Below are 13,591 nucleotides of genomic sequence, written 5' to 3'. Positions count from 1 at the left end.
GTTCTTTCGAACTAGAACCTTTTAATAGGGAGGGGCGGTTTATCCGCCCCTCTCTTCCTTAAGAAGACCACAAGAGGGGATGTGGTCAGTTTCAATGGAATGGGATGACAAATGCGGGTAAGGATTGCTTCTATTGAACTGGCTGCAGTTCTTCTTATATTGATTATCCCATCTTATTCAATGCCCTGTATCTATGGTACGTGTGGTTTCTATAGAACCGTTTCAGCGTAGACTCCCTCTGATGGAACCTATTCATTTTTCATATCAGCTCTCTACCAGCAGGCTCTTGATAAGGACACTCTTCATTTCATCAGAGAAGATTCACAGATAGATACTCTTCTTCATGTAGAAGATCGTGAACACTATATTGACGGTACTATTGATTTCGGGTTGGCCATCACGGATAATGTGGAACTGGCCATGACAATGAGCTACCTTGTTAACGCCTATCAATTCGATCAGGTACATATTCGAAAAGATTATGTTGGAGTACTGGATGTGATCTGGGGTCCGGGTGATATCAGGGCATCCGTGAAGTATGGAAGACCTGTATCTTCATGGATTACAGCAGGGGGTATGCTGTGGGCAGGTTTTCCTCTGGGATCGACTGTACCTGATACCATTGGGGATTATGACGGGTTCTGGAACAGTGGTGACCTGCGGCTGCAGGTGCGCAGACCGTTTCTTTCCACTGGGAAGAACTCATGGGGATTTCTTGCTCTGGCATCGACAAGATACAGAATGCTCGAGGCGAATGTGAACCTTGGTTATTCAAGCTTCCGGCAGGAGTATGAAGATTCCATCATAGGATTTGTGGATCAGAAAGACGGAGCGATTGATTTCGGTCTGGGAGTGGCTCTGAACACTCCTCAGGCGGTTTTATTTACCGAGTATTCCATTCGGAGTTTTCTCTCGAGAAAAGGAGACGAAGGCTACTCGGCACCCGCGAGATTTACAGGAGGTGTAAGGCTTTTCGATAAAACGGGGGCCTACCTTGACATTATCGGGGAACTCGGACTCTCTGATTATAACCGTGAGGAAGCCGATCCATACAAGACAGGGAAACTTCCGCTTCCAGATGGTGTTCCAGGGGACTGGAGTGTAATGATGGCTCTGGGTTTCGATTCCCATCTCAGCGTTAGGACCAGTTCCGGAATTGGCAGGGTGGTTGGGACAATCCTTGATGATGAAACAGGTTTGCCTCTGTCCGGCTCAGTCTCTTTCCCCGGGAAACCCATTTCTCCTACATCGTCTGATCCCGTCACCGGTTTTTTTCTGCGCCTGTTACTGTCGGAACGATTATTGCCAGGGCTGAGGCTGAAGGTTACATTCCCTCTTCAGCAACTCTTGTTATTCCGGATAATGAATCCGTTCCTGTTGATTTTCGGCTTAATCGATCCACTCCTACGGAAGGGCAGGTCTCCGGAACTGTCAGTGACAACAGTACGGGATTTCCGATAACAGCTTCTATTTCGGTTGAAGGAAGCAACGTGACAGCTGCTTCCAGCGCTTCAGGCGCATTCAGTATGAATCTTCCGGACGGAACCTGGTCTATCCGGGCAAGATCTGAAGGGTACATCGAATCGGTTAAGACAGTATCAGTATCCGGTGGCGCAATGACCGTCGCTGATTTCACTATGAATCCGGCTCTGGAAAGTGGAGAAACGCTTAGTTTCGCCAGCATATATTTCAACAGCGGAAGTGATGTCATCCAGCTTATATCCTATGGTATCCTTGACGAGGTGGTATCGCTGCTGAAAGATAACTCCGGGGTGACTGTGCAAGTTGTTGGTCACACCGATTCAGATGGAAGCTCTTCCATGAATCAGGATCTCAGTCTGCGCAGAGCACAGAGTGTCAAGAACTATCTTATTCAGCATGGTATTGCCCCGGATAGACTTTCAACGAGTGGAATGGGTGAGTCCAGCCCGATAGCTTCAAACTCCACCCCGCAGGGAAAAGCAGAGAACCGGAGAATAGACTTCGTTATACTATGAAGTAATCGGCTCGCATAACCGGCTGGTGTAAACCTTGTACGTAGTAGCGTAGTTTTGCCAGCCCGCGTTGATTCGATTGTTATGTGCTGGTCTTCTTATCATTTAACCACAGCTGATCGTATGCTGCCTTAATTTGTCGCGCTATCTCATCGAGTTCCTGTCTCTTAGGTTTCTTGTCCCAATCAGCGACCAGCTTGAAGGAGTCTCCTCTGTATCGCGGAAAGACATGTATATGCAAATGAAATATCTCTTGGAATGCCGCTTCCCCATCCGCCAGGAATAAATTAATACCTTCACATTTAACGCCTGAAGACCGAATAGCCGCGGCTGTTCTTTGTGTAATACGGAAAAGATGGGCTCCTGTCTCCTCATCCATATCTTTCATGTAAGTAATATGTTTCTTGGGAATAATCATTGCATGCCCTTGGGTTACAGGGCCAAGCGTCATGAACCCAAGCACAACATCATCCTCATAGAAAATACTAGCGGGACTTTGACCTGCCACTATCTGACAAAAAACACAATCTTCCATTCAGTCTCCTTTTATGCACAGAACCTATTCTTCTACCGAAGGCAGTTTGCCTGTTCTCTTCCAATCAAGAAACTGATTAAGGATTTTCCCGTGATCAAAAGTAATGTCGGGAGGAAAAGATTCCGGGCTGAAAGCTTCAGCTACAGCAGCGTCATCTCCTCCTGAGGGAATACCGAAAGCCCTGCAGCAGTAAACCACGCTGACAGTATCACCTCTGGGATCGCGCCAGGGCTTTGAATAGATGTGAAATAATTGAACGGCTTCGATATTCAGTGATGTCTCCTCGAACGCTTCTCTTCTTACAGCTTCGGCAAGGCTTTCCCCGGGATCGACAAACCCTCCGGGAAGCGCCCAGCCTGCTGGAGGATATTTCCGTTTTATGAGAACTATCCGTCCGTCCGGCATTTCGATTATTGCGTCAACAGTTAAAAGAGGCGTAACCGGTCTCATAAATAGCTCCTATTAGTTACATATGGAACAATACGTGAATATTTTTGTATATATACGCTGTATCCAGAACATGTACATATCCTGAAAGGATGAAAATGAAAAAGAATTTGACAGTGCTCATGCTTGCCGGAATGCTTTCAATGGCCTGTGGCCAGGCTGAGAATGACGGACCTGTTACAGAAAGCGGCAGCGGGCCTCTCGGAGAACTGGTTTGGTTCAATGATGATTTCAACGCAGCCAGCGCTGAGGCGGAAACATCGGGCAAACCGCTTTTGATTGACATGTACGCCGACTGGTGCGGTCCGTGCGTAACTCTCGGGGAAGAGTATTTTACAAGTGAAGAGATGCACCCGGTACTTTCCAACTTCGTTCTTTTAAGGCTGGATGTCGACAGCCCTGCAGGCGGACCTTATGCCGCGCAATACAGCGTATCAGCAATTCCCTGCATCGTAATAGCAAAAGCTGACGGAACCGAAATTAACAGGATAGTCGGAACCACGCCTACTATTGGACAGTACGTAACCGCGCTTGAAGAGATTCTGCAACAGATATAAATGAACAGGTAGACAGAGAAGAGCGGGAGGAGCAGTAATGCTCCCCCCGCTCTTCCCCCCGCTCTTTTTCTTGATAAGTAAGATCAGATCTTAACCGCTTTTATGCTTTCAATGAAATCATCCGCTCTGAATCTCACCAGGTAAGTTCCGGACGCAAGATGTTCTGTGTCCCAGACAAGTGAATGTTCACCTGCAGCCAGTTCTTCGCTGAGCAGAGTTTCAATTATATGACCGGCCATATCGTATACGGAGATTTCGACTCTACAGGAATTGTCTATGCGGATCAAAAGGGTAGATACGGATAATACAGGATTACATGCCAGGTTTATATTACCGGTTGTCGGAAGGATCGGTGTCCTGCCATTTCCGATTCCCACAGAGATCTTTCCGCCGAGGTAGTATTCCTCTCCGCACGAATCAGGATCATCATCCCACTGCGGGTGCTCACCTGCGGTATCCCATGCAAGTGCCCTGTCTGCAGCTTCCCAGAAAGAAACTACACCGTCAGAGTTCATATCCGGATTACCGGGTAAGGGTCCTCCCGGCAAACCTGATGTTGGCGGGACAGTTCCATGCATCGAACCTGTCCAGTAATAAACCCATTCGTCATACTCCGGATAAGTGGCTCCTGACCAGCTTGACTCGTATCCGTTTGCGGCTGAAGTGAAAGAGCTGGGCATAGAAGTCGTACCGGCCAGCACTTCCAGAAGGAACCCTCCGGAATAGCATTGTTCCATGACAGTGTGAACGGAGTAGGCTGTAAGTTCGGATAGCATAACCTGAATAACATCATCATCCAGGTATTCGGTGTTCCAGAGATTGAGAATTACTTCAGGGGGGCTGTCGAACTTACCTTGGCCTCCATGGTCCGTTGTATAAAGAAGAAGATGATCATCTGCGCCAAGCATGGCTTTGATATCATTGAAACCACTGACAACACCTGAGTAAGTAGCATCGTAATTAATATCATTGTCGCCATCAGCATCGAAATCAGGATTGGAGTTCAAACCGCCCGACTGGTCAGGAGCGGGATTAAGTCCATCAGAGAAGCACACGATTATATGATCATCAGGAATAAGATAGTCACGATGCAGAACATTATATACGAACTGCACATCGCCATAATATCGGATATGATTGTTACCGGAATTGTATCCTCCGGAAATAATCCATGCATACATATGTTCAGCATTTTCAGGAGATGACTGAACATTTGGTATGAACCAGGCAATGAAATCTTCGTATTGATCCTTGAAGTCAGCTGGAGGGGGAAGACAGGTGTATTCCATTGCCATTTCCGGCAGGGCATCAGGCGGAGTCATAAGTCTTATGATCTCCATTTCGCCCTCTGCAGAAACAAAGACCCAGCGGCACGGATGCTCCCAGTTCGCGTAAGCCATATCATCAATGAGGACAAGGTAGCCGTTAACAGGAACCGTTATATCCTCATGCCAGGTTCCAAGCGTTTCACCTGCGGTCAGCATTCTTTCAAGTGAAAGAATAGATTTCCCATCCACCTCACCATCAAGAATATCATTGAAAACCATACTCGCCGCCTGGTGAGGAGTGCTGATCGTTGAAGCAGCCGCGAAAACTGCTGTAAACACTAAACAGATTGTAATTAATTTCATGTTTCCTCCCCGACGAATATGTGAATTATCAATGAACCAGTGTCCATCCAGAATAGTCTAACCATTCAAGGACTCAGCTCCTGAAGAGGCTCAGCAGAATCATTAATGAGAATCCTACATTGGAGGAATTAGTATGGCAATACCTGAGTTCTGGAAAACAGAACCATGTGACTCATGAATTAACAGCGGAACAACTACTCAGGCTTACGGTACTCAAGCGCACGGCAGGCTGATTCTATGGTAGAAGAAATGAGAGGGAAATCATGCCCCAGACATTACTGAATTCAGGAAATGTTAAACCCATTCCAAACTCAAAGACACCAGGAGATAACTCCATAACTGCTGCGATATTCACAGCGGGACCGAAGGCCAGGGAATCGATTGATTCACCAATTCCTGTATATGGATTATTCCAGGATTCACTGAAATAGTACGCTTCTGCACATAACTTTGCATTGAAGTCTCCGAGTGATCTTTTAATACCTAGAGAATACAATGCAAGACTGCCGGATCGATCAAGAGGATAGTGGTCATATTCAGGCGGTGTAATGTAATGGGGTTCATAATCATGCCAATGACCAGCAATATCGATACTATAGTCTTCTGAAACACTTGAAGTAATCTGCAATCCAAATAAAAACAATTCAGAATTACAGAATAGAATACTTGAAATGCTTTGTTCATAAGGTACACTTTGCATTTCACCCAGTGTCCCGGATCCCGGGATCAAATATGTGGTTGATGGGCCAATTCGAAAGGGGAAAGCATATGAGGACAGCACCCAGAGTAGAATTAGTGAGAGTGATATTCTCATCTATTACTCCGATCTGCTTGCTGCCTGGTGAGGAGTGCTGATCGTTGAAGCAGCCGCGAAAACTGCTGTAAACACTAAACAGATTGTAATTAATTTCATGTTTCCTCCCCGACGAATATGTGAATTATCAATGAACCAGTTTTACGAATGAAATTGTGTCAAGTCAATACTGCTGAACGGAATTCGAATTGTCAGATTAACGATTTCATCTTCCTGATCTCTCTGTAGAAGAAGAGACCTGTTACAGTTGCCGCAAGAAGATCAGCTGCAGGGAACGCGAACCATACGCCATTCAATGAAGGCCGGATAAGGAGAGGAAGGAGAAGAGTAAGAGGTACAAGGAAAAGAATCTGTCTCGAGACCGATAAAAGAAGCGCAGTAGCCGACTTACCCAGAGCCTGGAATACACCTGCTCCCATTACCTGGAATCCGATTAACGGCATCAATGCAACGAGAATTCGGAAAATACCGGCCCCCGAAGAGATAAGCTCGGAATCGTTGCTGAACATGCTCAGCATGAACCCCGGAGCCAACTCGAAAAGAAGCCAGTAGGCTGTACACAGAAGAGTTGCCGATACAATCGCGTACTTCAAGGACTTCATGACTCTCCCGTACATCTTCGCTCCATAGTTATAACCGACTACCGGCTGAAGACCCTGCACAAGTCCGAACAGCGGCATCAGTGCGAAAATCATCATCCTGTTGGTTACACCCAGAATAGCAAGATGAACTTCATGCCCGTAGTGCATGATCGTGTTATTCACGGCTATGGCAAGGACACTTCCTGCTGCTACCCGTGCAAATGACGGTGAGCCTGTTCTGAGAATATTCAAGCACTGCCGCAATCCGGGCAGGAGATGGCTGCTGTTGAATTTCAGATGGCTCTTTCCGGTAATGAAGTACCTCATGATCCAGGTAAAGGCGCAGATCTTCCCTATTACCGTAGCGATAGCAGCGCCTCTGATGCCCATTCCGAAACCGAAGATGAATATGGGGTCAAGAGCGATATTCACGCCCGCGCCGATGAACATGCTGATCATCGCTACTCTGGCATTTCCTTCCGATCTAGCGATATTGTTGGAGCATACTGTTATAGCAGTGAAGATTCCCCCGAATAGAATTATTGAGAGGTAATCCCTTCCATATGGGAGTATCTGGTCGCTGGCTCCGAACAGCCTGAGTACAGGGTCAAGGAAAAGAAGACCGGCTGCGGAGATACCAAGTCCGAGCATAGCTACAAGTACGAATGAACCGCCGGCGATTCTGCCCGCTTCCTTCTCCAGACCCGCGCCAAGTTTTCTTGAGATTATTGACGCAGAGCCAATCCCGACGGTCTGAGCAACCGCAAGCAGGAACATCTGAACGGGAAAACAGACTGCAAGAGCCGCAAGCGCGAGAGTACCTACTCCCTTGCCGACAAAGATCGTGTCGACAAGATTGTACATGGAGTTAACAAGCATTCCGGCCATGGCAGGACCGGAGAGCCTGAACAGAAGCCTGCCGATTGACTGGGTGCCCAGCAAACCGGTTCTTTCAGCTGCGGTAAGTGTAGTTTTACTCATGAATGCAGATTTACCAGGATCAGCGCTGCTACTGTCAATGTCACGGCAAACCTTTCTCGCTTCTTAAGTTTTTCACCGAATATAATCCAGCCGGAAAGACTGATGATAACAATCGTAAGAGCGCTGTATAAAGGGAAAACCACTGCGGTTTGAAGCCTTGAAAGGGCAAGTATAAGAAAAAACGATGCGAAAAAATTTGGAATTCCGACTGCGAATCCGATTATTATGTTTGAGAACTTCGGTCTTTCCCCCTTGCTTATGGTTTTCCATGTGCTTATCAGGAGCGCTGTTGTGAAAACAAAGAAAAGAAACAGGCTTTTAGCCTCCAGTACACCATATTTCTGAAAGACCTTATTGCTGAACTCGGCCAGCCCGACGATCAGGAACAGTATTATCAGCACAGGCTGGAATCCTGAAAGAAATCCGGCGGATTTTGAAGGGTCGATATTGGCAAGGAGTATAGAAAAAAGAGCCAGACAAATTCCTACCCACTGAAGGCTTGAAGGCAGTTCTCGAAAGAGAAGAATTGATAGAATTATAGGAACAAGTATACCCATCCTTGAAAAACTTCCCGCAAGGCTGACACCGCTTTCTTTTACAGCTCTCTGAAGATAGATGAAGCCAAGATAATACAGTATGCCGGTAGAGATACCGACGATGACAGCCCATCCGAGGCTTCCGGAAGGACTGAAAGCACCGCCCTTCATCGCACCTTCGAACTCGTTCAGAAAAGCACTGGCCGCTCCTGAAAAGGATGATTCCGGAAGGTTTCCGAACAGAATGAAGATTAGGGATATAAGAGACGCGACAAGGTAGTTAACCGTAGTAACTACATACCTGTTCATGCCACGGCTCTCGCTTATATGGAAAATCAGAGTGATTGAGGCGCTGCAAACAACCGCTGTCAGTAAATAGAGCAGATGTATCCTCCCCGATACAGGTGAATGAAAATGAGCTTCAAAGGGCTTTGGATTGTCTGTAGAGCACCAGACCTCCCCAGATGAATGAAACCGCCATAAGTACAACTCCTGCCGAGAATGATAGTGAAGCAATGAGGTGATCATGCTGAAGAAGACCTGATTCATTCAGGATAAACTGCCAGTCATGGAATCCGTACGGAGCTCCCGCTCCTGTGTTTCCGCCGAGCAGAGGAAGCTGAAGCGCTCTAGCGTCATTTATGTATGGCGCCATATCAATGAAATTCTCTCCCAGCCACCACAGCGCGATGGATGCTCCGAATGTATCACGGGTTTTGATGAGTAGAACACAAAGACAAATCAGCGGCATCAGAATCTGACCGAGACTGCCTCCCAGAGAGGTAATGAAATCTCCAAATGGACTGAATACTATATGTCCTGCCTCATGAAATGGCAGATTCACCAGATGCATGAAGGATTTTATCGAGTAATTGTTCTCGATCGGGGAAAGAACGAACCACCAGCTCCAGATGAATAGGAACACAAAAACGAAGATCCGGCCGTAGAAGTCAAGATGTTCTATCCTGGGTTTTGTATGAAGCAGATACCTGATTACGGATTGAACGAATCCATCTTTCTTCTTTCTGACCTGTGGAAACAGCTCCTTGTTGTCACGTGTTCTGTATTTCTCGAAAATAAGCCCGCACCTGACACATTCAGTATTCAAATCATCCTGAGAATGACCGCATTTGGGACAGTTCATGTATCGCTTTCCACTATCGGCAGACAGTCATAAGTCTGGAGAAAGTCCAGTTGGAGTATCCGTCGATGCTTACTTTCAGCAGGTAGAGACCGGAGGATAGAGAGGAAACATCAATCTGTACGGTGCTCTGACAGTTGCTGATAGAAGTTCGTGAAATGAGTCTTCCGGAAGTATCATAGAGAGAGATTGTTGCTCCGTCATTACCGGAGGGAAGAATTACATATGCTGTTTCACGGCAGGGATTCGGGAAAAGACTGAAACCTGTGTTATCTGAAAAGAAATCATCGCTTATTCCAGTTTCGGGAAGGCTGAAAAGAGCTGCGTCAAAAGCTATATACTGCCCTCCTGTTCCGGTGTAATCACCCAGCTTCAGCCAGGCATCATCGGAAAGATGGAATGTATCAAGTACTGCCCATTCCCCGCTGTACAACCCCTGATCGAGAGTTGCCTCGACCGGACCAGAGGAGGTTTGAATCACATAGATACCCGTTGCCGTCGCGTAGTAAGGAGGGATGTATACAGATACGATGTAATCACCTGTTCCGGGGAGCTCAGGATGCCACTGCGCGATGCAGGTGTCCGGAAGAGCACCTGTTGACCATGTCCACCATGCGTTCCCCTCGTAACCATCGCCGGTAAGATGCCAGTATCTGCAGTCACCATACTTCTCAAACCCTTTGCAGCAGTCATCCACCAGAGTGTCCGGTTCTGTCGAAACCTGAGCCTGCGCATAGAAAAGCTGGCTTATTCCAATCTCAACGTGGCCGTTATTATATCCGGGCCAGTCGTAAAGAACATCCTTGCCGTTGTAGTAGTTACCCCATCCACTCTCATTCGCATCTCCATATGGATCGTTAACTATGATGGTATGGTTTGTATAGTAACCGCTGAGGATGATGATATGACCTGAGCCAAGAGAACTGGAACAGACAACCGGATAACTGCTGTCGATCTGTTCTGTCAGAGTGGACCACGAAGTTCCCGCCCATGCGGAATTCACTTCATGCTGATTGAGATAATCCACCATGTTATTCCACCAGGCTGAGCCATTGGGGCAGATGAACCCGTGGGCGCCGGGAACCATTACTCCACCGGGGCTTTCACCCAGCTCGTCGTATGTATAATCCAAAAAAGTGTATTCTTCGGGAATGTAGTTACCCCACAGGCTCCAGTGTCCCTTTGATGGATATGAAGCCCAGATGGAATCAGGAGTGAGCATTCTGTAATACTGAACAGCCATGACGCATGATGTGGGACCGCATGACCAGCTTCCGTCGAACCAGTCCGGTGTATCCCATCTCTGGTGCATGTACGGAACATCGATATATCCCTCAGGATCATCCGTTACCGGCTGATATTCCAAAGCTGGAAACGACCGGACATTGAACCCGATGAGTTTACCGCTGGCGCCGTCTGTCCAGACAATTTCACTATCACGGGTAGAAACAGGATTCAGCGGAATTCCCGATACAGGTATTATTTCCTGATCTCCCGTACGCGGATCAATACTTAGAATATCGCCGGAGGTGAGAAACATTCCGGAGAAAACCAGGCATGAGCATAAGATATTTCCATCCTCAGTCCAGGATGGGTAGTAGTAACAGGAATTATCGGTAATGACATTTCCTGTTGAATCCAGAACGGTGAAGCCTCCGGATGATTTTTCGGCAAGAAACAGGCCTCCCGGTCCGGATGAGATTCTTGAATAGGTTATTTCTTCTACTCCCGGTATTCGTATGCTCAGTATTTCTCCGGTCTCCATAGTCAGGATTCTCAGCCCGCCGGTTTCACCCGTGAAGCAGATTCTATCATTCGCGGCGGCGGCCCAAGCCGGGAATTCACCGATATACCATCTGATGATTTCTCTTCCCCGCAGATCATATTCGATCAGGAAGCCATCATGCGCAATCATGAATGTGGAGCTGGCTTTAATGAAAGGTCCGCTGAAGCATTCGGATTCGTAAAGCGTACGTTCAGCGCGATCAGGAGTGATAGCAATCACTCTTTGCGGTATTCCTGAAGGGCATTCCTTGAAAAGAACATATCCTTCGATCAAAATGACGTTTCTTCCGGCTCCGGGCTCATCAGAGATCACTTCGATTTCATCGTACCTGTTCTGGAGAAAAAGGCCTCTGTGCCGGCCATCGGTCAGAAGAAGTCCCTCGGGAGTATCCTTCAGGGCAATTTCAGTTAATGCGGGATTGAGAGGGGCAATGAGTGAAGCAAGGATCAGAAGGACAAGCATGAACAGTCCCTATATTCTGCCGACAGGCGCTATATAGATTACAAATTCATCCCTGCCGTCAAGATCCAGCAGGGAATCCATAATGTCCTGATCGTAAGCCCCAATAGCGCATGTGCCAAGCCCCGAAGCCGTACACGCCAGATAGAGATTCTGGCAGACATGTCCCGCATCAAGAGCAATGACCTTATGGGAAACAGGACCGTACCGCCACTCGGTTCTGTAGGGTAAGACAGTCCAGATGAAAGTAACGGAACACTCACCGGTGAATCGCTGATCAAGGCATCCCTCGATAATGCTGGAAGGAGGAATCCTGTCTCCAAGGTGAGCAAGGGCATGATCAAAAGGCAGGTATCTGTACAGCCCTGGTTCCAGTTCGCTGATGTTGTTAACCGAAAGGTATGTTTCAAAAGGATGGCGAGCTCCTCCTGACGGTACCGTTCTGAATGAAGCTATACCATTTCGAACGATACTCTTAACTCCCTGAGTAGCAAAGAGAAGCCAGGATAGTTCGTCTATAGAGACGGGTTCATCCGTGAAACTTCTTACACTTTTTCTTGACATGACGGCTTCCGAGATGGATGAGTCCGGAAAGTCAGCCATATCTACTACCGGGAGGGAAACCAGAGGCACTCCTTCAGGGACAGGTTTCTGAAGAGGCGGATGTTCAATCCCTTTTGACTGATCACTCTCGAAATCCTTAAGCAGATCCCAGTTTGATTTCAGATTATGTCTGTCAGACATGTCTCTTCTCCTTTGCTACCAGTTGAGGAGGTCTTCCGGAATGGTATACACAATCCAGGGGACGAAACATCCTGATTCTTCGCTCCAGGTTCTGCCGCCGAAGAGAAGATGACCTTGCGGGCTGATGGCAAGTCCGCTTCCTGTATTCCAGAAACTGTTTCCAGCGTTTAGTTCCCAGATGATATTACCCTGGTGATCAAGCCGGTATAGTACCGCGTCATAGCTTTCTCTGCCGGAAGACATCGTGTTCGCCAGAACAGCGAATCCGCCTGTTTCCGGTTCAACAGCATCCCAGGCTGAATCATTATCATCACCTTCAATCGTGACTGACCAGATAACATTTCCTGAGGTATTCATTCTGACAAGTAGAATATCCGACTGATAATTGCCGGGCTGCATAGTGATTCCAGCCAGGAAGTATCCTCCTTCAGAGGATTCTATAAGACATTTTGCTGTTTCATGTCCTTCATTGTCGAAAGAGTAAGCATTTAATCCGGTACCTGTTGAATCGGTGATTACGATATAGAAATCCCCGGAACTGCCTCCGCCAAGAGCGAAACCACCGTTTTCCAGAGCGGCTACTGAATACGCTGCTTCAGACATTGATGTTCCGAAGGTTCTGGTCCATTCAAGATATCCGCCGGCATCTATCCGAACAAGCCAGAAATCCTTTCCGCCGGCACCTGTGGATTCAGTATATCCTGCTGCTATAAAACCTCCATCGGCTGTTTGTGAGATATCATACAATACATCATCGTTGATATTTTTGATTTCCCTGCACCAGAGAACATTTCCGAAGTTATCGAATTTCGCCACAAAACCATCGTAAACGGTACCGGAGAAGATGCTGCCGCAAACAACAAATCCACCGGATACCTGGATTACATCCTGCCCTGAAGTGGCAAGTCCCCAACCGGTGGTCTTTTCCCACGGGATCGATCCGTCAGGATTAATCCTGAGAAGAAAAAGAGAAGTTATTTCATCATCCATTGAGCCGATTTCCCCAACGCAGATTGCTCCGCCGTCATCTGTGATATCAACTCCCCATATACAGCTGTCAAATTCAGAAGGTATTTCCATTTCCCACAGAATCCGCGCCGGACCTGATAAAGCTGAATGTGAAAATAGAAAGAGAAGGAATGAAAAAATCATGACCATTTCGGTTTTTGGTCTGAGCTGTTTCGAAAAAATGTACTTCTTTATTAACATTTTCCGGAAATGTCCCTTCATATTATACATAAGGTCAGTAATTCCGACTTGTTTGTCAAGGTGTTACTGGTAAGGACACCCGGCAATAGAAACCCGGATTTTCTCAGATTTCCATCTGGCGAAGTGTTTCGAAGACCGGGGTCATGTGCCCGAGGGGCATAGAAACGCGATGCCCC

At 47.2% G+C, this 13,591-nt stretch carries 13 protein-coding genes; 3 read left to right on the top strand and 10 right to left on the bottom strand.

Annotated elements, in window-relative coordinates; translation table 11 throughout:
* The first annotated feature begins 420 nt into the window (after nt 1-420).
* On the top strand, nt 421-1,461 hold the full coding sequence (locus K8R76_06530; protein ID MCD4847829.1) for a hypothetical protein: 1,041 nt from the start codon (nt 421-423) through the stop codon (nt 1,459-1,461).
* A gap of 29 nt (nt 1,462-1,490) precedes the next feature.
* Nucleotides 1,491-1,997, top strand: coding sequence for an OmpA family protein (locus K8R76_06525; GenBank protein MCD4847828.1), 507 nt, complete (start codon nt 1,491-1,493; stop codon nt 1,995-1,997).
* A 79-nt stretch (nt 1,998-2,076) separates the two neighbouring features.
* On the opposite strand, the gene K8R76_06520 is transcribed toward K8R76_06525, so the two are convergent.
* Together K8R76_06520 and K8R76_06515 are read right to left on the bottom strand one after the other, a co-directional pair.
* Entirely contained in the window at nt 2,077-2,529 is a 453-nt protein-coding gene (locus K8R76_06520; protein MCD4847827.1) for an HIT family protein, read from the bottom strand.
* A 24-nt stretch (nt 2,530-2,553) separates the two neighbouring features.
* Nucleotides 2,554-2,979 (bottom strand): NUDIX hydrolase, encoded by a 426-nt coding sequence (locus K8R76_06515; protein ID MCD4847826.1) that lies wholly within the window; start codon nt 2,977-2,979, stop codon nt 2,554-2,556.
* 95 nt (nt 2,980-3,074) lie between these two features.
* Between K8R76_06515 and K8R76_06510 the strand changes: the two genes are divergently transcribed.
* A complete protein-coding gene (locus K8R76_06510) occupies nt 3,075-3,533 on the top strand; it encodes a thioredoxin family protein (protein ID MCD4847825.1) in 459 nt (152 codons plus the stop codon).
* A gap of 83 nt (nt 3,534-3,616) precedes the next feature.
* Here the strand turns inward: K8R76_06510 and K8R76_06505 are convergent, their stop codons facing one another.
* The 8 genes from K8R76_06505 to K8R76_06470 all read right to left on the bottom strand — a co-directional run bounded on the left by K8R76_06505 (nt 3,617) and on the right by K8R76_06470 (nt 13,415).
* Nucleotides 3,617-5,164 (bottom strand): T9SS type A sorting domain-containing protein, encoded by a 1,548-nt coding sequence (locus tag K8R76_06505; protein MCD4847824.1) that lies wholly within the window; start codon nt 5,162-5,164, stop codon nt 3,617-3,619.
* 235 nt (nt 5,165-5,399) lie between these two features.
* Nucleotides 5,400-5,978: a hypothetical protein gene (locus tag K8R76_06500; protein MCD4847823.1), complete on the bottom strand. Its 579-nt coding sequence runs from the start codon at nt 5,976-5,978 to the stop codon at nt 5,400-5,402.
* Between the two features lie 191 nt (nt 5,979-6,169).
* A complete protein-coding gene (locus tag K8R76_06495) occupies nt 6,170-7,540 on the bottom strand; it encodes an MATE family efflux transporter (protein MCD4847822.1) in 1,371 nt (456 codons plus the stop codon).
* Nucleotides 7,537-8,460, bottom strand: a complete 924-nt coding sequence (locus tag K8R76_06490; protein MCD4847821.1) for a DMT family transporter — start codon at nt 8,458-8,460, stop codon at nt 7,537-7,539. The genes K8R76_06495 and K8R76_06490 overlap by 4 nt, the downstream gene beginning before the upstream one ends.
* A gap of 37 nt (nt 8,461-8,497) precedes the next feature.
* The gene (locus K8R76_06485) at nt 8,498-9,220 is read right to left on the bottom strand and encodes a zinc ribbon domain-containing protein (protein ID MCD4847820.1); all 723 of its coding nucleotides are present in this window, start codon (nt 9,218-9,220) and stop codon (nt 8,498-8,500) included.
* 13 nt (nt 9,221-9,233) lie between these two features.
* Entirely contained in the window at nt 9,234-11,465 is a 2,232-nt protein-coding gene (locus K8R76_06480; GenBank protein MCD4847819.1) for a C39 family peptidase, read from the bottom strand.
* Between the two features lie 9 nt (nt 11,466-11,474).
* Complete coding sequence (locus tag K8R76_06475; GenBank protein ID MCD4847818.1) at nt 11,475-12,206, bottom strand: SagB/ThcOx family dehydrogenase; 732 nt, start codon at nt 12,204-12,206, stop codon at nt 11,475-11,477.
* 15 nt (nt 12,207-12,221) lie between these two features.
* A complete protein-coding gene (locus K8R76_06470; protein ID MCD4847817.1) occupies nt 12,222-13,415 on the bottom strand; it encodes a hypothetical protein in 1,194 nt (397 codons plus the stop codon).
* Nucleotides 13,416-13,591: the final 176 nt, after the last annotated feature.

Origin of the sequence: Candidatus Aegiribacteria sp. (assembly GCA_021108435.1) — a bacterium.
Taxonomy (GTDB): domain Bacteria; phylum Fermentibacterota; class Fermentibacteria; order Fermentibacterales; family JCC-6; genus Aegiribacteria.
The sequence above is the reverse complement of the archived record's forward strand: the minus strand, read 5'-3'. Positions and strand labels throughout refer to the sequence as shown.

Bases quoted from the DNA above. Each gene is read 5' to 3' on its own strand.
- K8R76_06495 (MCD4847822.1), bottom strand. From the start codon at position 7,540: ATGAGTAAAACTACACTTACCGCAGCTGAAAGAACCGGTTTGCTGGGC.
- K8R76_06530 (MCD4847829.1), top strand. From the start codon at position 421: ATGACAATGAGCTACCTTGTTAACGCCTATCAATTCGATCAGGTACAT.
- K8R76_06485 (MCD4847820.1), bottom strand. From the start codon at position 9,220: ATGAACTGTCCCAAATGCGGTCATTCTCAGGATGATTTGAATACTGAA.
- K8R76_06470 (MCD4847817.1), bottom strand. From the start codon at position 13,415: ATGTTAATAAAGAAGTACATTTTTTCGAAACAGCTCAGACCAAAAACC.
- K8R76_06500 (MCD4847823.1), bottom strand. From the start codon at position 5,978: ATGAGAATATCACTCTCACTAATTCTACTCTGGGTGCTGTCCTCATAT.
- K8R76_06475 (MCD4847818.1), bottom strand. From the start codon at position 12,206: ATGTCTGACAGACATAATCTGAAATCAAACTGGGATCTGCTTAAGGAT.
- K8R76_06520 (MCD4847827.1), bottom strand. From the start codon at position 2,529: ATGGAAGATTGTGTTTTTTGTCAGATAGTGGCAGGTCAAAGTCCCGCT.
- K8R76_06480 (MCD4847819.1), bottom strand. From the start codon at position 11,465: ATGCTTGTCCTTCTGATCCTTGCTTCACTCATTGCCCCTCTCAATCCC.
- K8R76_06515 (MCD4847826.1), bottom strand. From the start codon at position 2,979: ATGAGACCGGTTACGCCTCTTTTAACTGTTGACGCAATAATCGAAATG.
- K8R76_06510 (MCD4847825.1), top strand. From the start codon at position 3,075: ATGAAAAAGAATTTGACAGTGCTCATGCTTGCCGGAATGCTTTCAATG.
- K8R76_06505 (MCD4847824.1), bottom strand. From the start codon at position 5,164: ATGAAATTAATTACAATCTGTTTAGTGTTTACAGCAGTTTTCGCGGCT.